We start from the raw sequence: 22,871 nt of genomic DNA, 5'->3' as shown, positions 1-22,871 counted from the left end.
CGCCACGCGCTCGAAAGCGCGATGCTGACGGGATGGCCGGAGCTCCACGCCAAGGTGAGGCCGCCGCCGTGCTCCGCGCGCTCGGCCGGCTGGTGCTGCCGCAGGAGTGCGCCGGCTGCGGGCGGCCGGACCGGGCGCTGTGCCGCCGCTGCACCGCGCTGCTCGGGGAGCCGCAACGGTGCGAGGAGCTGACGCAGCACCTGGGGACGCCGGAGTACGCGCCGCATCAGCGCCCACCGCTGCCCACGTGGGCGCTCGCGGTCTACGCGGGACCGGTCCGGCACGCCGTGCTGGCCTGGAAGTCCGGTGGCCGGCCCGACCTCGCGGCACCGCTCACCGCCGCCGTCGAGCGCGCGGCCGGGGCGGTGGCCCAGATCGAGTGGCCGACGACGGAGGGTCGCGTTCTCGTGGTCCCGGCACCCTCGGGTGCGGCTCGGCGCAGGGCCGGCCGGTTCGTCGTCGGTGAGCTGGCCGACGCGCTGGGCCGCGGTCTGGCGGCCACGACGGGACGCGAGGTCGCCGTCGTCGACCCGCTCCGCCGTCGTGAGGGGAGCGGCCACCTGCTGGGAGCCGCGGCACGGAGCAGGGACCGGGCGCGGGCCGTGCGCTGCCGAGGGCGGTTGCCGGAGGGCTGCGCGTGCCTGCTCGTGGACGACGTCGTCACCACGGGGGCGACGCTCGCCGCCAGTGCGGATGCGCTGCGGGCAGCCGGTGGCGTGGTCGTGGGAGCGGTCGCGCTCGCGGTGACCGCCCCGCCCGGATCAGGGGTCATCGATCTGTCAGGTCCAGGCAAAGAAACCCAGCGAATCCTCAGGGAGGTGGACTAGCGTCGACACATGATCCCCGACCCCGCCCGAGCTGCAGAGCTGGGAGAGCGGGGGGTGATGCCACGACCAGCAGAGCCGCGCGGGTGGTCCGTGCGGTGAACCAGCAGCCGTGGTCGGCACCGACCACGGCACGAGGTACTCACGGAGGTTCTGTTCACCATGGAGATCGTGGTCGTCAGCCGACACACCGAGGTAACCGAGCGGTTCCGCAGGCACATCGAGGGCAAGCTCGCGAAGGTGGGCCAGCTGCAGCCCTACGCCCAGCGCGTCGACGTCGAGATCATGCACGAGGCGAACCCACGCATGGCCGAGGTGGCCGAGCGTGTGGAGCTCACGCTCCGTGCCAAGGGGCCGATCGTGCGAGCCGAGGCGAGTGCCTCGGACCGCTACGCGGCGCTCGACCTCGCCACGACCAAGCTCCTCGAGCGGCTGCGCAGGCACCAGGACCGACGCAAGTCCCGGCACCACGGACGCGGTGAGCACGGCGACCACGTCGCTCCCGCGCCGGAGGCCTCGACCGAGGTCGAGGCCGAGGTCGAGGAGACCAGCTTCGGCGGACCGCTCGAGCCGGGCGTCGCCGTCGAGCAGCAGCTCGGTGACTCACCGGTGGTGATCCGTCAGAAGGTCCACGACACCGAGCCGATGACCGTGGATGACGCCGTCGCCGAGATGGAGCTCGTCGGGCACCCGTTCTTCCTGTTCATCGAGGCGGAGTCCCACCAGCCAGCGGTCGTCTACCGCCGCAAGGGCTGGACCTACGGCGTCATCCGACTGAACACGACCACCCAGCCGGCCGAGGTGGCCGCGTCCGCGTGACCTGACGCCGGGTCCGCCGGGCGAGCGCGTCGCGCCCGGCGGACCCGTGGCGAGCGGCATCTGTCGGTGGCAGCCGCCATAGTGGACCGGTGGCCACGAGCAGCTCGACGACGACCCGCAGGCTGACCCTCGCCCAGGCGCGCAGGGTGGCGATCCACGCGCAGGGCCTGGCACGAACCGGCCGGCAGGCGCGTCCCAGCGGTGCCGTCACGATGGCGCACCTGCAACGCACCATCGACCGTGTCGGGCTGTTCCAGATCGACTCGGTCAACGTGATCGCGCGAGCCCACTTGCTGCCGGCGTTCTCGCGGCTCGGGCCCTATGACGCCGGGCTGATCGACCGCGCCTCCCGGGGCACCCCCTCCCGGCCGCGGCGGTTGATGGAGTCCTGGGCCCATGTCGCGGCCTACGTGCCACCCGAGACGTTCCACCTGCTGCGGTACCGGATGCGACGGTTCGCCGAGCGCGGCTTCGCCGCCGAGGTGCGCACCAAGCATCCCGAGGTCTACGCCCACGTGCTCGACGTCGTCGCGGAGCAGGGGCCGATCACGGCCGGCCAGATGCACGAGCTGCTCGGCCACGAGCGCGGCCCCAAGGAGCACTGGGGGTGGAACTGGTCGGTCGCCAAGCAGGTGCTCGAGGCCTGCTTCTTCACCGGTGAGCTCGCCGTCGCTCACCGGACGTCGCAGTTCGAGCGGGCCTACGACCTGACCGAACGGGTGCTGCCGCCGGCGCTGGTGGGTCTGGCGGAGGTGGAGGAGCGCGAGGCGGTCACCACGCTCGTCGACGCGGCGGCGCGCGCCCACGGCATCGGCACGATCGGCTGCTTCGCCGACTACTTCCGGATGAGCGTCGCCCAGGCCACCGCTGCGGTGCAGCTGCTCGTGGAGCGAGGACGGCTGGAACCGGTCGAGGTGTCCGGCTGGTCCCGGCCGGTGTATCTGCACGCCGAGGCGAGCCTGCCGCGCGTGACGCACGCACGTGCGCTGCTCGCACCGTTCGACCCGCTGGTCTTCGAGCGGCGCCGGCTGCTGGAGCTGTTCGGCATGCACTACCGGATCGGCATCTACACCCCGGCGGCGCAGCGCACCGACGGCTACTACGTGCTGCCCTTCCTGCTCGGCGACCAGGTCGCCGGGCGCACCGACCTCAAGGCGGACCGGGCACGGGGAACCCTGGTGGTGCGCACCGCGTTCAAGGAGGCGGAGGGCCCGGCCGCGCCGGTGGTCGCGTCCGAGATGGCTGAGGAGCTGCGCGCGTCGGCGCAGTGGCTCGGGCTGTCGCGGATCGAGATCGCCGACGATGCGCGAGGCGACCTCGTGGGGGCGTTGCGTCACGTCCTCTGAGGCGGCCGCGCGCCGGGGGAGGCCCCGCACGTACGATGGTCGGCAGCCAGCCGCATGTTCCCCAGCAGCACCAGGAGCCAGTGTGTCCGTTCTCGATCGCATCCTTCGCATGGGCGAGGGGCGCGTGCTCAAGCGTCTGAGCGCGCTCACCACCCAGGTCAACGCGCTCTCGGACGTGATGGCGGACCTCTCGGACGCCGAGCTGCGAGCCGAGACCGAGGCGTTCAAGCAGCGCATCGCCGACGGCGCCACCCTGGACTCGCTGCTGCCCGAGGCCTTCGCCGTCGTCCGCGAGGCGACCGACCGGACGCTGGGGCAGCGACACTTCGACGTCCAGATCATGGGTGGTGCGGCGCTGCACCTCGGCAACATCGCCGAGATGAAGACCGGTGAGGGCAAGACCCAGACCGCGCTGCTGCCCGCCTACCTGAACGCGTTGTCGGGCAAGGGCGTGCACGTCGTCACGGTCAACGACTACCTGGCCTCCTACCAGAGCGATCTGATGGGCCGCGTGTTCCGGTTCCTCGGCCTGACCACCGGCACCGTCGTGTCCGGGCAGACGCCGGACGTGCGGCGCGAGCAGTACGCCGCCGACGTCACCTACGGCACCAACAACGAGTTCGGTTTCGACTTCCTGCGCGACAACATGGCGTGGAGCGCCGAGGAGCTCGTGCAGCGCGGCCACAACATGGCGATCGTCGACGAGGTCGACTCGATCCTCATCGACGAGGCCCGTACCCCGTTGATCATCTCGGGTCCCGCCTCCGGCGACATCAACAAGTGGTACGCCGAGTTCGCGCGGGTCGCGAAGCGGCTGCGTGCCGACGAGGACTACGAGGTCGACGAGAAGAAGCGCACCGTCGGGGTCCTGGAGCCCGGCATCGCGAAGGTCGAGGACCACCTCGGCATCGACAACCTGTACGAGTCGCTGAACACCCCGCTGATCGGGTTCCTCAACAACGCGATCAAGGCCAAGGAGCTCTTCGCCCGCGACAAGGACTACATCGTCAAGTCGGGCGAGGTGCTGATCGTGGACCAGCACACCGGTCGCGTGCTCCCGGGGCGTCGCTACAACGAGGGCATGCACCAGGCGATCGAGGCGAAGGAGGGCGTCGCGATCAAGGCGGAGAACCAGACGCTCGCCACGATCACGCTGCAGAACTACTTCCGCCTCTACGACAAGCTGGCCGGGATGACCGGTACCGCCGCGACCGAGGCCGCGGAGTTCGCCAACACCTACAAGATCGGCGTTGTCCCGATCCCCACCAACCGCACGATGGTGCGCGTGGACCAGTCGGACTTCGTCTACAAGAACGAGTCAGCGAAGTTCGACGCGGTCGTGGCCGACATCGTCGAGCGGCATGCCGACGGGCAGCCGGTGCTGGTCGGCACCACCAGCGTCGAGAAGTCCGAGCTGCTCAGCAAGCTGCTGAAGAAGCAGGGCGTCCCGCACGAGGTCCTCAACGCCAAGCAGCACGCGCGCGAGGCGGCGATCGTCGCGATGGCCGGCCGCAAGGGCGCGGTCACGGTCGCCACGAACATGGCCGGTCGCGGTACCGACATCATGCTCGGAGGCAACGCCGAGTACATCGCCATCGAGGCGATGGCGCAGATGGGGCTGGACCCCGTCGAGAACCCCGAGGAGTACGAGGCCGCCTGGCCCGCTGCGCTCGCCGAGGCCAGGACGTCCGTCGCGACCGAGCACGACGAGGTGACCGAGCTCGGAGGCCTCTACGTGCTGGGCACCGAGCGGCACGAGTCCCGGCGCATCGACAACCAGCTCCGCGGTCGATCCGGTCGCCAGGGCGACCCGGGGGAGTCGCGCTTCTACCTCTCGCTCGAGGACGACCTGATGCGGTTGTTCAACTCCGGGCTCGCCGAGCGGTTCATGAACGCGCCGGGATTCCCCGACGACCTGCCGCTGGAGTCGAAGATGGTCTCCCGCGGCATCGCCAGCGCCCAGTCCCAGGTCGAGGCTCGCAACTTCGAGATCCGCAAGAACGTCCTCAAGTACGACGACGTGCTCTCGCGTCAGCGTGAGGTCGTCTACGGCGAGCGCCGTCGGGTGCTCAACGGCGAGGACCTCACCGACCAGGTGCTGGCCTTCCGGGAGGAGGTCATCACCAACGTCGTCACCGAGGCCACGACCGCGGGCGTGCCGGAGGAGTGGGACCTCGAGCAGCTCTGGACCGACCTCAAGCAGATCTACCCGGTCTCGATCACCGTCGAGGACGTGATCGAGGAGGCCGGTGGGCTGACCAGGTTGACCCGGGAGATGCTGATCGACGAGCTGACCTCGGACGCGACGATCGCCTACGCCAAGCGCGAGGAGGAGCTGGGCAGCGATGTGATGCGCCAGCTCGAGCGGCGCGTGGTGCTGTCGGTGGTCGACCGCAAGTGGCGTGAGCACCTCTACGAGATGGACTACCTCAAGGAAGGCATCGGGCTGCGCGCGATGGCGCAGCGCGACCCGCTCGTCGAGTACCAGCGCGAGGGCTTCCAGCTGTTCCAGGCGATGGACGAGGCGATCAAGGAAGAGGTCGTCGGGTTCCTGTTCAACCTCGACGTCAAGGTTCCCGGCCAGGAGGACGCTCCCGCGGACGGCACCCAGGACGCGCCGGCCGACGGCACCGAGGACGTGCCTCCGGTCAGCACCGAGGACGCCCCGGTCGACGTGCCGGCACCGACCAAGGCGCCGCGGCAGCAGCAGGGCCGGCGGTCCGGCGGCAAGTCGATCCCGGCCAGGGCGAGCGCGCCCGACCCGTTGGGTGTGGGTGGGTTGCCGCAGCGGCCGGGGCAGCTGACGTACTCGGCGCCCTCGGGTGACGGCGACGGCGGGACCCGGGTCACCGGTTCGGCCCGGGGGGCGGCGAAGCCCGCTGCCGGCGCCTCGAGCGCCGGAGCGCCGGGTGGCGCCGCGGCGAGCTCGGCGAACCGTGAGGCTCGCCGTCGTGCTGCCAAGCAGGCGAAGAAGCGCAAGGGCTGATCCGCCCGCGCGACCGAGCGGCTCAGCCGATCTCGAGCGCGGTGGCGCGCCAGCGACCGCGGTAGACCTCGATCCGGATGGCTGCCGCGCGGACGCGCCGGCCGTCGTGGATCACGACCGCGGCCTCGTGGCGTGCCTCGTCGACCGCGCACACGTGCACGCGGAGCAGCCGCACACGTCGCGCGGTCGCCGGTGCGGTGTTCCCCAGGACCGCCCGCCGGCTGAGCATCTCGTAGAGGTCCGCGGTCAGCCAGCGTGCGAGCTGGGCCGGCGGGCGAGCGCCGAGCAGGACCTCCACGCAGGTGCGGACCATGGTGCCGCACCACATCGCCGGGTCCGGCAGGTCCTGCACGAGCGGTCGCGGCCAGGTCAGCGGCGGGGCGTCGTCGACCCGGCCCTCACGCTCGGGCTCGGGCGCACGGAAGGCGATCCGGTCCCAGGGGCGCAGCTCGTGCAGGTGCGCCGGACGCTGCGCCTCGGGTGCGGGGACGGCGGGGGTGATCGGATCGACGGCAGCCAGTGCGCTCATGCGTGCTCCTCGGGGTCGTGGTCGGGAGCGACGAGCACCTGACCGGGGTGGATGAGGTCGGGGTCGGGACCGATGACGTCGTGGTTCTCCGCGTACCAGGCCGGCCAGGCCGCGGCGACGTCGACGGCGGAGCTGCCCGCGGGCAGGTGGTGCTCGGCGATCGCCCAGAGGGTGTCGCCGGGAGCCACGGTGTAGCTGGGCGCGGGTGCCGTGGAGGAGGCCGCGTCGACCTCGGGTTCCGGCTGGCTCGACGGTTCCGACGGCTCGTCGGTGGCGTCGGCGGGTGGCGTCGCCGGGTCGTCGTCGGCTCCCCAGCCCAGGTCGTCGGCCAGCGCAGCCACAGGGCCCACGTCGGCGGGAGGCGGTGCTGCCACGGCGGGGGAGAACGCTGCGGCCGCGGCGACCGCGGCGCTGCCACCGGTCAGCAGCAACCGTCGCGCGAGCGGCGCGCCCCAGCGGTCGACGCGTCGCTCACCGGCGACCCAGGCGCGCCCGGCGGCGCGGGCGACCAGGCAGCTGAGCGTGGCGATCGCCGTCGCGAGGTACCACCCGAGCACGAGCACGCCGATGGCCAGGACGCCGAGCGTCACGACGTCGTCCGGCGTGCGCGGACCGGGCGTCATCGCCCGCCGCAGCAGGCCGAGGAGCAGCACGAGGCCGCTGAAGGTTGCTGCCGCGAGGGTGGCGGCACCGGCGACCCGACGATGCATGAAGAGCTCCTCGCGATTGACCGTGTTAGTTCATGTCAGTTCCTATCAGTATCCGCAGGTCTGGGTCCAGTGCTTCGCACCGGCATCTGTGGACGAGAGGTGCTGTGCCGTACCGTGGCCGCGTGCGGTGGGACGCCCTCTTTGCCGATCTGCAGGCCCAGTGGGAGGCGGAGCGCCGCGCGGACGACGACGCCGAGATCCGCGAGCTCGCCGAGGCCGAGGCGGCCGGCACCCGGTTCGGCGACCGGCTGCGGGCACGCCTGGGTGCTCCGCTGACGCTGCGCCTGGTGGACTCCTCGGACCGCGTGGGCGTCGTCAAGGACGCGGCCCCGGAGTGGGTGCTGCTGGCCGAGGGCGAGCGACGTCACCTGGTGCCGGTGGCCGCGATCGCGATGGCCTGGCCGCTAGCCGGTGCGGCGCCGGCGCCGGGCGCGATCGAGCGTGGCCTCGGGCTGGGCCACGTGCTGCGTGCGCTCGCGGGCGAGGGGCAGGCTGTCGTGGTGCGCAGCCGTGGCGGCGACCAGACCGGGCTGCTCGTGCGGGTGGGTGCCGATCACGTCGACGTCGCGGCGGGGCTGGGCATCCTCAGCGTCCCGTGGTCGGCGCTGCTGAGCGTGTCCTCGACCTGACGGCCGGGTCAGTCGCGCGCCTGCGCGCCCTCGCGCAACCGCTGCTCCTCCACGGCGTAGCGGTGCTCGATGTAGGACTCCAGCGCGGTGCGCTCGACCCGCCACGTGCCCTTGCCGCCGATCTGGATCGCCCGGAGCTCGCCGCTGCGCACGAGTGCCCGTACGGTGGGCATCGGCACCTGCAGCACCTCGCAGACATCGGCGAGCGACAAGAAGCGCGGCTCCATGGGGGAAGTCTCGCACCTCCGAGGTGGTCGTCGCCGCATCGGCGGTGAGCTGTGGACGGCGGCGCGTCGCACGGTGAGCAGCGTGTGGACAACGGGCTGCAGCGGCCGGACGGACTGATCCATAATGGCCGCCACGATCACAGCCGAAGGGGGTAGCCGTGACGGATGCCGGTGGGGGACGCATGCGCAGGCCGAGCTGGCGCGACCCGAGGCTGGGTGTCGGGATCCTGCTCGTCGTCGCCTCGGTCGCCCTCGGCTCCTGGGCGGTCTCGCGCGCCGACGCGACCGTCGAGGTGTACCAGGCGGACACCGCGCTGACCCCGGGCGATGTCGTCGAGGTCGCCGACCTGCAGGTCGTGCAGGTGCGGCTCGACGGCGTCGAGGGGGTGTACCTGGTGCCCGGAGCCGATCTCGAGACCGCCGTGATCACCCGGACGGTCGGTGCCGGCGAGCTGGTGCCGCTCTCCTCGTTGGGCTCGCAAGAGCAGCTCGAGCTGCGGCCTGTGCAGATCGCGATGTCCGCGGCGATGCAGGACCTGGTCACGGCGGGCAGCCGTGTCGAGCTGTGGGTCGCGATGCCCGACCCCACCTCCCCGCAGGGCGGCCTGCTGGCGCCTGAGCTCCTGGTCGAGGACGTCGAGGTCCGTGACGTGCACGCCGACACCTCGGTGTTCGCGGGCGCCGACTCGGTGCAGGTCCAGGTCCTGGTCCACGAGGACGCCCTGCCCGATCTGCTGGCCGCGCTCGCGGCCGACGGTCAGGTCACGATCGTTCCGGTCCTCGGCGGGGTCGGCTGAGCGTGAGCCACGGGGTCCTGGTCGCGCTCGTCGGCGATCTCGAGCAAGCGACCGTCACGCGTGTGGACGCCTCGCCGGACCTGGTCGTGGTGAGGCGCTGCGCGGACGTCGCGGAGCTGGTGGCCGCCGCGCTGGCCGGGCTCGGTTCTGTGGCCGTGATCGACGCCGAGCACGAGCCGGACCGCTCGCTCGTGGCCCGGCTCGCCCAGGCGGGCACCAGCACGGTCGTCGTGTGCGACGAGCGGGACCGGCAGCGCTACACCGCGATGGGTGCCGCCGTCGTGGCGGCGGACGAGGGCGTGGCTGCGGTCGTCGCTGCGACGGCGGCCGCCGCCGCGGCCGTGCCGACGGCGGTGGCCGAGATCGTCCACCAGGAGGAGACGAGTGCGCAGGAGCCTCGGCGTGGTGGTCTCGTGGTGGTGTGGGGCCCCACGGGCGCGCCGGGTCGCACCACCGTCGCGATCAACCTCGCCGCCGAGATCGCCGCGACGGGTCAGCGGGCGCTGCTGATCGACGCCGACATCTGGGGGGCCGCGGTGGCCCCCTCGCTCGGGCTGCTCGAGGAGTCCGCCGGGATCGCGGCGGCGGTCCGTGCCGCCGACCAGGGGACCCTGGACGAGGCGTCCTTGCTGCGGCTGTGCGCGCAGGTCGGTGACGGGCTGCTGGTGCTGCCGGGCCTGCCGCGGGCGACGCGCTGGCGCGAGGTCTCCGGTGCCGGCATCGACGGGGTCTGGGCTCCCGCTCGCCGTCTCGTCGACTGGGTCGTGGTCGACGCCGGGGTCTGGGTTCCCGACGACGACCGCGCGGGCGGCTTCGACGCCGTGCTCGGTCAGCGACGCAACGCGGTGACCACGTCGGCGCTGGCCGACGCGGACGCGCTCGTGATGGTCGGCGCGGCCGAGCCGATCGGGATCCAGCGGCTGGTGCAGGCGTTGCTGGACCTGGACGGACGCCCCGGCGTGCCCTCCCGCCGCCACGTGGTGGTCACCCGCGTGCGGGCGGAGGCGGCCGGTCCACGGCCGGCGGACTCGGTGCGGGAGGCGCTGCACCGCTTCGCGGGCGTCGGCGACGTGCTGATCGTCCCCGACGACCGGTCGGCGTGCGACAAGGCCAGCCTCGGCGGCGCGACGCTCGTGGAGAGCGCGCCGAAGTCGCCCGCGCGCGAGGCGATCGCCCGGCTCGCCGAGACCGTGACCGGTGTTCCTGCGCAGCTGCGGTCGCGGCGCCGCCGAGCCGGGCGGGGCGGCCGCGCGAGCACTGCGAGCACTGCCAGCACCTAGTCTCGGCACATGCGGATCTACCTGCCGGCACGCGCGGCCGACCTCGCCGCGGACTCGATCGCGGCGCGGGCGGCGCACGCCGTGACGCCGGCCCTGCGCTCGGCCTATCCCGGGGAGTCCGAGGAGGACCTCGAGGTGCCCGCCTTCCTCGCGGCCGCCGACACCTCGCTCGCGCTGCTCACGGCGACCGACGCGCCGGTGCGGGTCGTCATCGCCGCCGATGTCGGCGCGGCGGAGCCCGCGCGGGGCGAGGACCCGACCGAGGTGAGCGCCCCCGAGGTGCCGTGGTCCGCCGTCGTGAGCATCCATGTCGACGACCCGGACGACGGCGAGGCGGCCGCGCTGGTGAGGGCCGCCGTCGGCGGTGACGAGGAGGCGAGCGAGGCCGCGGGCGAGCTGGACCTGCTCTGGTTCGACGTCACCGAGCGCGAGCTGCTCCGGCGGCTGCTCGCCTGAGAAGCTGAGCCGCCGTCAGCGGGCACGGGCGGCGAGCGAGGAGATGACGTCCTCGTGCAGGTGGCCGTTCGAGGCCACGGCGTTGCCGCCGTACGGGCCGTCCTCCCCGGTCAGCGAGGAGAACCGGCCCCCGGCCTCGACGACGATGGGGACCAGCGCCGCCATGTCGTACAGCTCGAGCTCGGGCTCGCAGGCGATGTCGACGGCGCCCTCGGCGACCAGCATGTAGGACCAGAAGTCGCCGTAGGCACGGCTGCGCCAGCAACGCGCCTCCAGGTCGCGGAACTCCTCGCCCAGACCGGCGTCGTTCCACGAGGACAGGCTCGAGTAGGACAACGACGCGTCCTCGACCTTCGTGACCGCCGACACCGAGATCCGGCTCGCCTGCGACAGCGAGCGACCCGTCCAGGCCCCTGAGCCTCGGCCGGCCCACCAGCGCCGGCCGAGCGCCGGCGCGCTGACGAGCCCGACCACCGGGTCGTCGCCGTCGACCAGCGCGATCAAGGTCGCCCACACCGGGACGCCGCGGACGAAGTTCTTGGTGCCGTCGATCGGGTCGATCACCCATTGCCGCGCGCCGTGCCCTGTGACCCCGAACTCCTCCCCGAGCACCGCGTCGCGGGGCCGGGTCCGGGACAGCTGGCTGCGGACGATCTCCTCGGCCGAGCGGTCGGCGTCGGTCACGGGTGTGGTGTCGGGCTTCGTCTCGACCGTCAGGTCCTGGGCCTTGAAGCGCGCCATGGTCTGGCTGTCGACCTGGTCGGCGATGACGTGGGCGAGCCGCAGGTCGTCGTCGTACCGGGGCCGCGCGGGGGGATCCTGCATGGTCGACACGCTAGTCCAGGTCGGTGCGGCGCCCGGGGAGGCGGCCGTGGCCGAGACGGGTTGACCTCAGCGGCAGGGCCCGGCATGCTCGTCCTCGGGTGCACACCCTCCAGCGAAGGAGCTGTTCCGATGGTGCGTCCTCGTCGTCTTCACACCGCTCTGGGCGTGACCGCCCTCGTCGCGGGTCTTGGCCTGCTGGGCGCCGCTCCGGCGACGGCCGGCGGTGGCCACGGCCACGGTGGTGGTCACGGCGACAGCTGCCGCCTGGTCGATGAGACCCTCACGTTCACGGGTGCGCCCGAGCCCGAGCTCACCGAGGCCTTCACGAGCTACGGCAACACCGCCGGGGAGTGGACGGGCGGCGACTCGACCTACTCGATCCCGATGCGCGGCGGCCAGATCGCCTGGGTCTTCTCGGACACCTTCCTCGGCGAGGTCGCCGACGACGGCTCGCGGCCGCTCGACTCGCCCTTCCTCAACAACAGCTTCGTGGTGCAGGACCGCCGCGACAACCTGCGCACCGTCACCGGTCCCGACCAGACCTCCCTGATCGGCCCGCCCACCGACGAGCCCGCGGGCTGGTACTGGGTGGGTGACGGCCTGCAGACCAAGCGCGGTGACGTGCAGCTGGTCGCGCTGCGGTTCTGGTACGGCGGCGGTGGCAGCTTCGACTTCGGGTGGGAGAGCAACCACCTCGCCACGTTCGACGGGCGCAGCCTCGAGCTCGAGAGCCTGACGCCGCTGCCCTCGGCGTCCGGCGTGCAGTGGGCGAGCTGGATCGCCGAGCCGCTGCACGGGCACGGCGGCTACACCTACATCTACGGCGTCGACGACCAGGGTCTCGTCAAGTCGATGCACATCGCCCGCGTGCGCGGCACCGACCTCACGGGCACCTGGGAGTACTGGACCGGCAGCGGCTGGTCGCCCACCGAGACCGACACCGCGGCGGTCATGTCCGGTGTGGCGAACGAGTACAGCGTGACCCCGTACCGCGACGGCTACCTGCTGATCACGCAGGACACCAACGAGCTGTTCAGCCGCAACATCGTCGCGTACACCTCGTGCTCGCCGACGGGGCCGTTCCAGCCCGCCGGACTCGTCTACGAGATGCCCGAGGTCGGTGCGACCGGCAGCTACGGCAACCCCAACATCTGGGCCTACAACGCCCACGAGCACCCCGAGCTGCGCACCCGCGACACGATCCTCGTGACCTACAACGTCAACAGCTTCGACTCCACCGAGCTCTACGAGGACGCCTCGATCTACCGCCCCCGGTTCATCGAGGTCGAGATCGACGTCGAGCGTTCGAGGTAATCGCCCACCTCGTCGCGGTCCCCGATCACCTCGACCCGACCCAGGGGGCTGCGGAGTCCGCTGCACCCCTCTTGCTGTCGAGGTAATCGGGGGCCCTGCGGAGGTGGTTGTTTACCTCGAACGGGATGGGGGGTGAAGGCGGGAGGGGCGGGCGCGGAGGCCGGTGAGGGCCGGTGGGTCACGAATCTGCAACATTCGTGTCGTCGCGTTGGTTGATCAAGTGAGCAAGTGATTAGATCACCTACGTGACGACGACGCCCCCTCGCTCGACCCTGTCGAGCCAGCTCGCCGACGGTGTGATGGACATCGTCGCGGCCGAGGGGCTCGCGTCCGGCGATCAGCTCGACGGCGTCAAGCAGCTCGCGCTGCGGTTCAACGTCGCCGTCCCCACGATGCGCGAGGCGCTCCGCCGCCTCGAGGGCATCGGGATCGTCGAGCTGAGGCACGGTTCGGGCGTCTACGTCGGCCCGAACGCCGGGCGCCGCGTGCTCATGAACCCGGTGCTGCCGAGATCCGACGTCGAGCAGCTGGTCGAGCTGCTGCAGGCCCGCCGGGCGCTCGAGCCGGAGATCGCCCGCCTGGCCGCAGAGACCCGCGACGAGCGAGGCCTGGCGTGGCTCGAGGACGCGCTCGCGGTCGCGCGGGGACAGCTCGCCGTCGGCGACGAGATGCTCTGGCGGACCAACCTCGACATCCACCGTGCGATCGCGGCCACCACCGGCAACGCGATCCTCGGCGAGGTGCTCGACTCGATCGTGCTGCTGCACGCCGACGACCAGCGCGCGATCCTCGCGCTGCACGGGGATGCTGCCGAGGACTACGACGAGCACACGCAGATCCGGGACCTGATCGTCGCGGGTGACGCCGCCGGCGCGCACGCCGCCGTCGCCGGGCACCTGGCGAGCGTCATCGACGTGATCCGCTCCCGAAGCGACTCCGACTGATCCAGTTCACGGTCCGGCGGCCACCGGCGGACCACCACCCACCACACAAAGAGGTGCGACGAATGAAGCAACACCACACCAGGTCGGCGCTCGTGGCAGCGGCGGCAGCGACAGCGCTGCTGCTCGGTGCCTGCAGCGGCGGCGGCGACGAGGGCGGCGGCGGCGGCGGGAACGGTGGCGACGGCGGGGATGCCGCTCCCACCGAGCTCGGCTTCTTCACCGACAAGGCGGCCTGGGAGCCGCAGTTCGACGAGATGAACGCCGCCTCGGGCGACGCCGACCAGTCGACGCTCAGCTTCACCGGCTACTCCGACGCGGCTGCGTACGACGCCTTCATCAAGCAGGCGTTCCGCACCAACGACAAGCCGGACCTGTTCACGTGGCACACCGGTGGGCAGCTGGGCGAGCTCGTCGAGGCCGGGCTCGTCGCCGAGACGACCGACCTCTGGGAGGAGGCTGCCGCCAACGGCGACGTCCCCGAGGGGCTGATCGAGAACTACACCTACGACGGCAAGCAGTACTGCGTGCCGCTGAACGTCGTCTACTGGGTGATGTACTACAACAAGCAGGTCTACGCCGACAACGGCCTCGAGGTCCCCACCACGTGGGACGAGCTGATGAGCAACGCCCAGACGCTCGTGGACAACGGCGTCGTGCCCTTCCACCAGATGAACTTCATCTTCGAGTTCGTGTGGTTCCAGACCGTCGTCGCCGGCTCCGACCCCGAGGCGTACGTGGGTCTGCAGGACGGCAGCGTCTCCTACACCGACCCGACGATCGTCGAGGCGATGGAGGTCTGGCACCAGATGCAGACCGACGGCTACTTCATCGACCCGGGCGTCACGACCGACCCGCAGACGCTGCTGCAGACCGGTGAGGTCGCCATGGCGAACTTCGGCACCTTCTTCACCGGCCAGCTCAACGCGCTCGGCATGGTCCCGGACGAGGACTACGGCATCTTCGCGATCCCGAACGTCAACCCCGACGTGGAGGCCCAGCAGGCGATCGTCGAGACCGGCCCGCTGTGCGTCGGCGCCGGTAGCGCCAACGAGCAGGCCGCGCTGGACTACAGCGCTTGGTGGATGGGCGTCGACGCCCAGAACGCGTGGACCGAGGCCTTCGGCGACGTGTCCTTCAACCCGAACGTCGAGTCGCCCGACCCGGCCCTCTCGGCCGTGGTCAGTCAGGTGACCGGTCCGGACTTCCAGATCCAGAAGCGCTGGCTGGAGGCCACCCCCGTGCCGATCTACACGGTCGCATCCGAGGAGTTCGGAGCGTTCGTGACGAACAACGGCGACCCGATGGCCCACCTCGAGGCCATCCAGGCCGCTGCTGACGCCTACTGGGCGGAGCAGTAGGACCACGGGGTCGCGCCCGGGCAGGGGCGCGACCCCGTTCCCTGACCGGGGTGGGTGAGCGAGGAAAGTGCACCCGGCTCACCCACCCCTACCCACGTCCATCCCGACTCCGCGAGGAGAGCCATGACCGCTCCGGCCGCCCGGCGCGAGGAGATGTTGCCCCAGCGCAAGTCGCGCAACGCCTTCGCGCTCCCGTCCGTGGGCTTCATCGCCCCGGCGGTGCTGCTCGCCGGCATCGTGCTGTACCTGCCGTTCCTGTACACGACCTACATCTCCTTCACGGACTACAACGGGCTCGGTGACCCCGAGTGGGTCGGTCTGGCCAACTACGTCCAGATGTTCTCCGACCCCGGGCTGGTGAACTCGCTGGTCAACACCCTGTACTGGGTGGCAGGGACGATCATCCTGCCGGTGGGCCTGGGCCTGTTCCTCGCCGTGCTCAGCCATGGGCTGCCCGGCGCCACCTTCTTCCGGCTGCCCTTCCTCATCCCGTACGCGCTCTCCGGCGTCGCGGTGGGCGTCATCTGGTCGTTCGTGCTGCAGACCAACGGCGCACTCAGCCAGATCGTGGGGTTCTTCGGCGCCGACGCGCCCCGGTGGCTGCTGGACGCACCCCTCAACACCTTCGTCATGATCGTGGCGTCGAGCTGGCAGGGTGCCGGCGTCAACGCGCTGCTGTTCGGCATCGGGCTGCAGTCGATCCCGAAGGAGCCGCTGGAGGCCGCGAAGGTCGACGGCGCGTCCGGGTTCACGATGTTCCGCACCATGACCTGGCCGATGCTGGCCCCGCTGACCACCGTCGTCGTGGGGCTGAGCATCGTCGGTTCGTTGAAGACCTTCGACATCGTCTGGGGCATGACCAAGGGCGGGCCCGGCGGGGTCTCGGAGACGCTCGCGCTGACGATGTACAAGGAGACCTTCATCACGAACGACTACGGCCTCGGCGCCGCGGTCGCGGTGTTCCTGACCGTCGTCACCGTCCTCGCCTCGGTGCTGTACCTGCGCCGCCAGCTCGCACCGGAACGGAGCGTGTGATGACCACGATCTCGACGAGCCCACCTGTGGCGCGACGGCGGCCCTTCAGCATGAGCGTGCTGCTGCGTCAGATCCTGCTCGCCGTGATGGGCCTGATCTGGCTCCTCCCGGTGTACCTGCTCCTCGCGAACGCCTCCAAGCGCCCCGAGGTGTTCGGCGACTACTCGATCTGGCAGTTCGGTGACCTCGGCGGCCTGGTCAGCAACATGGCCGACGCCTGGGGCCGGGGGCGGCTCTCGCTCGGCATCCTCTCGACCGCGCTGTACGCGATCAGCGGTCCGGCGCTCGCCGTCATCATCGGCGCCGCCGCAGGTTTCGCGATCGTGGCCCTGCGGCTGCGGAACGGGTTCTTCTGGTTCGTGCTGATCTTCGCCAGCACGATCTTCCCGCTGCAGATGATCCTGATGCCGCTGTTCATCGGCTACGCGCAGACCGGTCTCTACAACTCGCGGGTCGGCATGATCCTCGTGTACACGGTGATCGCCGTGCCGTTCTCGGCGTTCGTGATGCGCAACTTCTTCAGCGGCATCGCGCACCAGGTGTTCGAGGCGGCCGTGATGGACGGCGCCTCGGCCTGGCGCATCTTCTGGAGGATCTACCTGCCGATGTCCGCGCCGGCACTGGTGGCGATCTTCATCCTGCAGGCGACCTTCATCTGGAACGACCTGCTGCTCGGGCTCACGCTGTCCCAGTCGGAGACGGTGCGTCCCGTGATCGCCGCGCTGTCGGCGCTGCAGAGCACCTACGGTGGATCGGCGATGTCGACCGTGCTGGCGGGCGGGCTGCTCGTCTCGCTGCCGACGGTCGTCCTGTTCCTGGCGACCCAGCGCGCCTTCACGCGCGGGCTGTCGCTGGGACAGTTCTGAGCGGACCCGCCGTGACTGCGGGACGCGGTCGGACCGGCGTCGAGATCGAGGAAGTGGGAGAGGGCATGTCCACGAAGCTGGCACCCGTGCTGGTGACCGGAGCGGCAGCAGGGATCGGTGAGGCCGCCGCTCGTCGGGTGGCGCAGACCGGCGCGCGCGTGTACGCGCTCGACCGGGACCCAGAAAGGCTTGCCGCGCTCGTCAGCGACCTTCCCGACGCCGTCCCCCTGGTCGCCGACCTCGCCGAACCCGAGTCGGTCGCGGCCGCGTTCTCGAGGGTCGACGAGGACGGCGACGGGCTGGCCGGGCTGGTGTGCGCAGCCGGAATCCAGACCTACGGGACCGTCGACGCCGAGGACGCGATCGAGACCTTCGACCGCGCGTTCAGCGTCAACGTGCGCGGGGTGTTCCTCGCCGCGCACCACGCGGTGCCGCAGATGAGACGAACAGGGGCCGGTGGCTCGATCGTCGTCGTCTCCTCCGTGCAGGCCTACATGGCCCAGCACGGGGTCGCCGCCTACGCGGCCACCAAGGGTGCGCTCAACGCGATGGTGCGCGCCATGTCGGTGGACCACGCGCACGAGAACATCCGCGTCAACGCTGTCTGTCCCGGCTCGGTCGACACCCCGATGCTGCGGTGGGCGGCGGCGGAGTTCGGTGGCGCCGAGAACGTCGAGGCGACGATCGCGCAGTGGGGCAGGTCGCACCCGCTGGGGCGGGTCGCCCAGCCCTCGGAGGTCGCGGAGATGATCGAGTTCCTGCTCTCGGAGCGGGCCTCCTTCGTGACGGGTGCCGACATCAAGGTCGACGGCGGGCTGACGTCCGGCAACGCCGTCGTGCTACCGGACGAGCAGGAGCAGGCGTGAGCGGCACGGGCATGAAGATCGTCGACATCCGGGCCACCACGGTGACCGTGCCGCTGGAGGCGCCGTTGCGGCACTCCAACGGCGCCCACTGGGGCCGGTTCGTCCGCACGATCGTCGAGATCGAGACCGACAACGGCCTCGTGGGGCTGGGCGAGCTGGGCGGCGGCGGCGAGAGCGCCGAGGGTGCCGTGCGCGCCCTGCTGCCCTACCTGAAGGGTCACGACCCTGCACAGGTGGAGTCGCTGCGCTGGATGATCGCCAACCCCACGGCCAGTCTCTACAACAACCGCACGCAGCTGCTGGCCGCGGTGGAGTTCGCCTGTCTCGACATCCTCGGCCAGCACTCCGGGCTCAGCGTCACCGACCTGCTCGGTGGCCGGGTGCGGGAGGACGTCGAGTTCGCCAGCTACCTGTTCTTCAGGTATCCCGGTCCGGACGGCAGCGGCGAGATCCGCACACCCGACCAGCTCGTCGAGGAGGCGCTGCGGCTGAAGAAGCTGCACGGCTTCCGCGTGCACAAGCTGAAGGGCGGTGTGTTCCCGCCCGCGTACGAGCTCGAGTGCTTCCGCGCGCTGGCGCAGGCGCTGCCGGAGGACAAGGTCCGCTACGACCCCAACGGGGTGCTGAGCGTCGGGGAGTCGATCTGGTTCGCCGAGCACATCGCCGACCTCAACAACGACTACCTGGAGGACCCGGTGTACTCGCTCACCGGGATGCGACAGGTGCGGGAGAACACCTCGATCCCGCTCGCCACCAACACGGTGGTGGTCAACCCCGAGCAGCTCGCGGCCAACGTGCGTGACCCCGCCGTCGACGTCATCCTGCTCGACACCACGTTCTGGGGTGGGATCCGCCCCTGCATCCGTGCGGCCGGGATCTGCGAGGCCTTCTCGCTGGGCGTGGCGGTGCACTCCTCGGGCGAGCTCGGCATCCAGCTCGCCACCATGCGCCACCTGGGCGCCGTCCTGCCGAACCTGGTGTACGCGGCGGACGCGCACTACCACCACCTGCGCCACGACGTCATCGAGGGCGGCCTGGTGCCCTACACGGACGGTCGGATGACCGTGCCCCAGGGGCCGGGCCTGGGCGTCACCCTCGACCGTGACGCCGTCGGTGCGGCGGCCGAGCGCTACCAGCGGCTCGGCGGCTACCCCTACGACCGCGACCCGGGCCGACCGGACTGGTACCCGATGCTGCCCAACACGCAGTACGCCGACCCGACGATCGCCGGTATCCCGGCGGCGCTCGAGCAGGCGTACTCGCACTGGGAGCAGGAGTGATCAGCCGGGTGCTGCTCGGTGCCACCCGATGCTGACCGACCTGCCGCTGGCGCAGCTGCGCAGCTACCGCCACCCGCGCCGGCCCCCGACCGGGCTGCGCGAGTTCTGGGACGACACGCTCGCGACCTCGCGCGCGGCCGGCGGTGAGGTGATCGTCGAGCGGCTGGACCACCCGATGCGCACCCTGACGGTGCACGACGTGACGTTCCCCGGCTTCGGCGGTGAACCGATCCGGGCGTGGTGGCTGCTGCCGCCCGACCCGGCAGGCGTGGTGATCGAGTTCCTCGGCTACGGCGGTGGCCGCGGGCTGCCGCACGAGCGGACCCTGTGGGCCACGCACGGCTACGCCTACCTCGTGGTCGACAGCCGTGGCCAGGGGTCGATCTGGAACACCGGCGACACCCCTGACCCGCACGGCTCCGGTCCCGCGGCACCCGGCATGCTCACGCGCGGCGTCGAGGCGCCCGAGCACCTCTACTACCGGCGGCTGCTGACCGACGCGGTCCGCGCCGTCGACGCCGTGCCGCAGCTGCCCGCCGGCGCGGGGCAGCCGATCGCCGTCGTCGGGCACAGCCAGGGCGGGGCGATGTCGCTCGCCGCTGCCGCGCTGCACGACGACGTCGCGGCAGCCTTCGCACGGACGCCGTACCTGTGCGGTATCGCCCGCTCGGTCGAGGTCGCCGGCGAGGGGCCGTACCGCGAGCTCGGCACCTACCTCGCCACGTACCGCGACCGCGGTGAGCGCACGCTCGCCGCGCTCGATCACGTCGACGTCGCCCACCTGAGCTCCTGGATCGGCTGCCCGACCATGATCTCGGTCGGGCTCGGCGACCTGATCTGCCCGCCTTCGGGCATCTTCGCCGCCATCAACGCGATGAGCCCGCCACCTGAGACCTGCGTGTGGCCGCACAACGGCCACGAGGGCGGCGGCGCCCACGACGACGCCTGCCTGGCCGGCTGGCTCGACCACCACCTACGAGGAGTTTCATGACCCCCCTCCCGACCTGCGCCGACTTCACCTCGGCGCGGATCGTCGATCGCTTCGACGACATGATCAACCCGCCCGGGCTGACCAACCACTGGGCGACCGCGCAGGTCGACCACGACGTCGTCGCCATCCGCAGCCTCAACGTGCCGCCGGTCGCACAGGGCGACACGATCACCGGGCAGCTGTACCTGGGCGGCCGGCTCGCGCGCTCGTACGGGCAGCCGGTCGAGGTCACCTGGCGGCCCGATCGCGTCGAGCGCACCACCGAGATCGACGGCTGGCGCGTCGACACCACCACGGTGTGCCCGCCCGGCGAACCCGCGGTGGTCGTCCGGATCGTCGTGACCAACACCGGTGAGGCCCGCACGCTGCGGCTCGGGCTCTGGCTCGCCTCGACCGTGACCAGCCGCGCCCGCTGGGCGAGCGCGGAGCTGCCGCAGGCCCCGAACGAGCTCACCCGGGACGGTCTGACCGTCACCGGCACCCCGATCGCGGACTCCGAGGTCAGCAGGTCCTCGTTCGGGGTCCAGCTCCGCGAGGGTGACGAGCACGCGGCGAGCGTGCAGCGCCTCCTCGCCCCGGCCTCCGCGACCGTGCCCGACGGCGGCCCTCGGGTCGTCGAGGTCGAGCTCGCCCTGGGCGCCGGCGAGGTCGTCGAGCTCGGCTACGTCCACGCGATCGCCAGGACCGAGGAGGAGGCGAGCGCCGCCGTCGAGCGCATCGGGGCTGATGTGAGCGCGGCCGTGACGGCCTCGGAAGAGGCGTGGGACGCCGCACTGGCGGCGCTGTTCGACGGTGGTTCGGCGCTGTCGGGGACGATCCCACGGCTGGAGACCAGCAACGACGACCTCCGCACCCTGTACCACTGGGGCGCCATGGGCACGTTGTGGTTCATGCGGGACAACCCGGCATCGGTGCTCGGCCGTACCTACGACACGCTGATGCCTCGATACTGGGCCACCACGACCTTCATCTGGGACTACTCGCTGTCCTCGCAGAGCCACGCGCTGATGGACCCCGCTCAGATGCGCAAGCAGATCGCGCACTGGGTGAGCCTGGACATCGACTCGCACTTCGGCACCGAGTGGCTCACCGGGAAGCCCGTGGGCTACTGGTACTCGGTCAACCACTACGCCATGACCCGGCTCGTGCGGGACTACGTCGCGTTCACGCAGGACCTGGCGTTCCTCGACGAGGTGTTCACCGACGCGGAGGGCAACGAGCGCCGGCTCGGCGACCACGTGCGGTCGTGGGCGCGCGCGTGGCACCGGCTGCGCCGGCCCAGCGGTCTCGCGGACTACGGCGGGATCGACAACCTGCTCGAGTGCGTCTCCAGCTACACCCACGAGATCGCGAGCCTCAACGCCGCCAACGCCTGGTGCATGCGGGTGGCCGCCGAGCTCGTCGAGCTGGAGGGCGGTGACCCTGCCGAGGCCGAGGCGCTGCGCGCCGAGGCAGCCGAGGTGATTCGCCTCGTGCAGGAGCTCTACATCCCGGGTGCCGGGTTCTTCCACACCCGGCAGCCCGACGGCTCGCTCGAGCCGACCCGCCACTGCTACGACTTCGCGACCGTCGGCACCACGATCGCCGAGGACCTGCCGGAGCAGGTGCGCGCCGAGATGGTGCGGTTCTTCGACACCGAGCTGCGCACGCCGTCCTGGATGAGAGCGCTGTCCGCGTTCGACGCCGACGCCGGGTACTCGCTGCGTGCCGACCACCAGTGGAACGGCGCCTACCCGGCGTGGCCACCGGACGCGGGGCGTGCCGCGATCGCTCTCGGTGGGGCCGACGTGGTGGCCGCCTGGCTGCCCGGTCTGGCGCGGACGGCGCGACAGGGCCCGCCCGGGCAGGGTCACTTCGTCGAGGAGGCCGCCGACCCGATCGAGGGCGGCGCACGCAAGTCGCCGCCACAGTGGCCGTACCTGCTCGACTGGAGCTGCTCCTCGGCCGGCTCGTTCAGCGAGCTCGTGATCTCGGGCATCTTCGGCGTGGAGGTCGGGCTCGACGGGACCGTGACGACGGCGGGCTGCCTCGAGACCGTCGACCCCGGCGCCCGGCTGCTCGGGCTGCGGGTGGGGGAGCGCGTCTATGACGTCGACGCGCAGGGCGTTCACGAGCGGTCGGGCGACTGACCGGAGGGGCACCCGTGCCCATGGTCTCGGTGCGATCGCCCGGGGTGTCCGTGGCAGGGTGAGGTCTCATGCAGCCTGCAGCAGCGCCGCCTGAGCTCGTCGTCCGATCCGACCTCGCCGCGCTGCACCGCAGGTTCCGCACCGTGCTGATCCTGCACGGCGTGCTGACCCTGGCCCTCCTCGCCGCGGTCGTGCTGCTGGTGCTCACGTCGGAGCAGGCGCTGCGGTCCTTCGTCGTGGTCTTCCTGCTCCTGCTGGCGAGCCAGATCTTCCAGATCGCGTTCCAGTGCTACCACTGGGGCGGCCGGCTCGCGATCAGCCGACCGCTGACGATCGATGGCTGGGGGATGGAGCTCCAGAGCCAGCAGGGCACCGTCAGGCTGCCGTGGGAGGCGGTCGTGGAGGTGCGCCGGAAGGTCCAGCTCGGGCAGCCGCTGCTGAGGTTCGTGCTGCACCCGCAGGCGATGCCCGGTCAGGTCGGCGTGGAGGCGGACCCCGCCTCGTGGGCGGGGTACCAGAAGCGGGGACTGCTGCTGGGCGGGACCGGTCTGCTGCCCGGGGTCGAGACGATCCTGCCCGCGATCCAGCACTACTCCCAGGGTCGGACCCGCATCGCCTGAACCAACGCTCGTGCGGCACCGTGGAAGCGCTGTGCTCGCC

Annotated in this window: 22 protein-coding genes; 18 read left to right on the top strand and 4 right to left on the bottom strand. The window is 71.5% G+C overall.

The features are described from left to right. Positions 1-32: 32 nt before the first annotated feature. The 4 genes from GPA04_RS12910 (at position 33) to secA (ending at position 5,975) form a co-directional block, all read left to right on the top strand. On the top strand, positions 33-827 hold the full coding sequence (locus GPA04_RS12910) for a ComF family protein (protein WP_156224581.1): 795 nt from the start codon (positions 33-35) through the stop codon (positions 825-827). A 159-nt stretch (positions 828-986) separates the two neighbouring features. Then, the gene (gene hpf, locus GPA04_RS12905; RefSeq protein WP_156224580.1) at positions 987-1,643 is read left to right on the top strand and encodes a ribosome hibernation-promoting factor, HPF/YfiA family; all 657 of its coding nucleotides are present in this window, start codon (positions 987-989) and stop codon (positions 1,641-1,643) included. A gap of 89 nt (positions 1,644-1,732) precedes the next feature. Then, positions 1,733-2,989: a winged helix-turn-helix domain-containing protein gene (locus tag GPA04_RS12900; protein ID WP_156224579.1), complete on the top strand. Its 1,257-nt coding sequence runs from the start codon at positions 1,733-1,735 to the stop codon at positions 2,987-2,989. Positions 2,990-3,098: 109 nt separating this feature from the next. Beyond that, positions 3,099-5,975 (top strand): preprotein translocase subunit SecA, encoded by a 2,877-nt coding sequence (gene secA / locus GPA04_RS12895; protein ID WP_241680787.1) that lies wholly within the window; start codon positions 3,099-3,101, stop codon positions 5,973-5,975. A gap of 22 nt (positions 5,976-5,997) precedes the next feature. Here the strand turns inward: secA and GPA04_RS12890 are convergent, their stop codons facing one another. Both GPA04_RS12890 and GPA04_RS12885 read right to left on the bottom strand, forming a co-directional pair. Next, entirely contained in the window at positions 5,998-6,504 is a 507-nt protein-coding gene (locus GPA04_RS12890) for an Rv3235 family protein (RefSeq protein ID WP_156224577.1), read from the bottom strand. Further along, entirely contained in the window at positions 6,501-7,214 is a 714-nt protein-coding gene (locus tag GPA04_RS12885; RefSeq protein WP_156224576.1) for a LysM peptidoglycan-binding domain-containing protein, read from the bottom strand. The genes GPA04_RS12890 and GPA04_RS12885 overlap by 4 nt, the downstream gene beginning before the upstream one ends. A gap of 122 nt (positions 7,215-7,336) precedes the next feature. On the opposite strand from GPA04_RS12885, the gene GPA04_RS12880 reads away from it, so the two are divergent. Then, on the top strand, positions 7,337-7,843 hold the full coding sequence (locus tag GPA04_RS12880) for a hypothetical protein (RefSeq protein WP_156224575.1): 507 nt from the start codon (positions 7,337-7,339) through the stop codon (positions 7,841-7,843). A gap of 8 nt (positions 7,844-7,851) precedes the next feature. On the opposite strand, the gene GPA04_RS12875 is transcribed toward GPA04_RS12880, so the two are convergent. Continuing rightward, positions 7,852-8,070, bottom strand: coding sequence for a helix-turn-helix domain-containing protein (locus tag GPA04_RS12875; protein WP_156224574.1), 219 nt, complete (start codon positions 8,068-8,070; stop codon positions 7,852-7,854). A gap of 182 nt (positions 8,071-8,252) precedes the next feature. Here GPA04_RS12875 and GPA04_RS12870 point away from each other — a divergent pair, with 182 nt between their 5' ends. From GPA04_RS12870 to GPA04_RS12860, 3 genes are read left to right on the top strand one after another with little or no spacing between them, the layout of a single operon-like run. Further along, complete coding sequence (locus GPA04_RS12870; protein ID WP_156224573.1) at positions 8,253-8,867, top strand: CpaB family protein; 615 nt, start codon at positions 8,253-8,255, stop codon at positions 8,865-8,867. Between the two features lie 2 nt (positions 8,868-8,869). Continuing rightward, positions 8,870-10,147: a CpaE/TadZ family protein gene (locus GPA04_RS12865; RefSeq protein WP_156224572.1), complete on the top strand. Its 1,278-nt coding sequence runs from the start codon at positions 8,870-8,872 to the stop codon at positions 10,145-10,147. A 9-nt stretch (positions 10,148-10,156) separates the two neighbouring features. After that, positions 10,157-10,603 carry a DUF6912 family protein gene (locus tag GPA04_RS12860; protein WP_156224571.1) on the top strand — a complete coding sequence of 149 codons (447 nt, stop codon included), beginning with the start codon at positions 10,157-10,159 and terminating at the stop codon, positions 10,601-10,603. Positions 10,604-10,618: 15 nt separating this feature from the next. Here the strand turns inward: GPA04_RS12860 and hisN are convergent, their stop codons facing one another. After that, on the bottom strand, positions 10,619-11,428 hold the full coding sequence (gene hisN, locus GPA04_RS12855) for a histidinol-phosphatase (protein WP_156224570.1): 810 nt from the start codon (positions 11,426-11,428) through the stop codon (positions 10,619-10,621). 129 nt (positions 11,429-11,557) lie between these two features. Between hisN and GPA04_RS12850 the strand changes: the two genes are divergently transcribed. From GPA04_RS12850 to GPA04_RS12805, 10 genes are all read left to right on the top strand, one after another. Beyond that, the gene (locus GPA04_RS12850) at positions 11,558-12,742 is read left to right on the top strand and encodes a DUF5005 domain-containing protein (RefSeq protein ID WP_156224569.1); all 1,185 of its coding nucleotides are present in this window, start codon (positions 11,558-11,560) and stop codon (positions 12,740-12,742) included. Between the two features lie 245 nt (positions 12,743-12,987). Beyond that, entirely contained in the window at positions 12,988-13,686 is a 699-nt protein-coding gene (locus tag GPA04_RS12845) for a FadR/GntR family transcriptional regulator (RefSeq protein ID WP_241680770.1), read from the top strand. Between the two features lie 62 nt (positions 13,687-13,748). Beyond that, positions 13,749-15,044, top strand: a complete 1,296-nt coding sequence (locus GPA04_RS12840) for an ABC transporter substrate-binding protein (protein ID WP_156224568.1) — start codon at positions 13,749-13,751, stop codon at positions 15,042-15,044. 123 nt (positions 15,045-15,167) lie between these two features. Next, positions 15,168-16,079, top strand: coding sequence for a carbohydrate ABC transporter permease (locus tag GPA04_RS12835; protein ID WP_156224567.1), 912 nt, complete (start codon positions 15,168-15,170; stop codon positions 16,077-16,079). After that, positions 16,079-16,945 carry a carbohydrate ABC transporter permease gene (locus GPA04_RS12830; RefSeq protein WP_241680769.1) on the top strand — a complete coding sequence of 289 codons (867 nt, stop codon included), beginning with the start codon at positions 16,079-16,081 and terminating at the stop codon, positions 16,943-16,945. Before GPA04_RS12835 ends, GPA04_RS12830 begins: the two co-directional genes overlap by 1 nt. A gap of 65 nt (positions 16,946-17,010) precedes the next feature. Further along, positions 17,011-17,811 carry an SDR family NAD(P)-dependent oxidoreductase gene (locus GPA04_RS12825; RefSeq protein WP_156224566.1) on the top strand — a complete coding sequence of 267 codons (801 nt, stop codon included), beginning with the start codon at positions 17,011-17,013 and terminating at the stop codon, positions 17,809-17,811. Then, entirely contained in the window at positions 17,808-19,091 is a 1,284-nt protein-coding gene (locus GPA04_RS12820; RefSeq protein WP_241680768.1) for an enolase C-terminal domain-like protein, read from the top strand. The genes GPA04_RS12825 and GPA04_RS12820 overlap by 4 nt, the downstream gene beginning before the upstream one ends. 28 nt (positions 19,092-19,119) lie before the next feature. Beyond that, positions 19,120-20,082: an acetylxylan esterase gene (locus GPA04_RS12815; protein ID WP_156224565.1), complete on the top strand. Its 963-nt coding sequence runs from the start codon at positions 19,120-19,122 to the stop codon at positions 20,080-20,082. After that, positions 20,079-22,211: a glucosidase family protein gene (locus GPA04_RS12810; protein ID WP_156224564.1), complete on the top strand. Its 2,133-nt coding sequence runs from the start codon at positions 20,079-20,081 to the stop codon at positions 22,209-22,211. The genes GPA04_RS12815 and GPA04_RS12810 overlap by 4 nt, the downstream gene beginning before the upstream one ends. 68 nt (positions 22,212-22,279) lie before the next feature. After that, on the top strand, positions 22,280-22,831 hold the full coding sequence (locus GPA04_RS12805) for a hypothetical protein (RefSeq protein ID WP_156224563.1): 552 nt from the start codon (positions 22,280-22,282) through the stop codon (positions 22,829-22,831). Positions 22,832-22,871: the final 40 nt, after the last annotated feature.

The sequence above is a fragment of the Pseudactinotalea suaedae genome, assembly GCF_009733815.1.
GTDB classification, from domain to species: domain Bacteria; phylum Actinomycetota; class Actinomycetes; order Actinomycetales; family Beutenbergiaceae; genus Pseudactinotalea; species Pseudactinotalea suaedae.
This window is presented reverse-complemented; position numbering and strand designations above follow the sequence as displayed.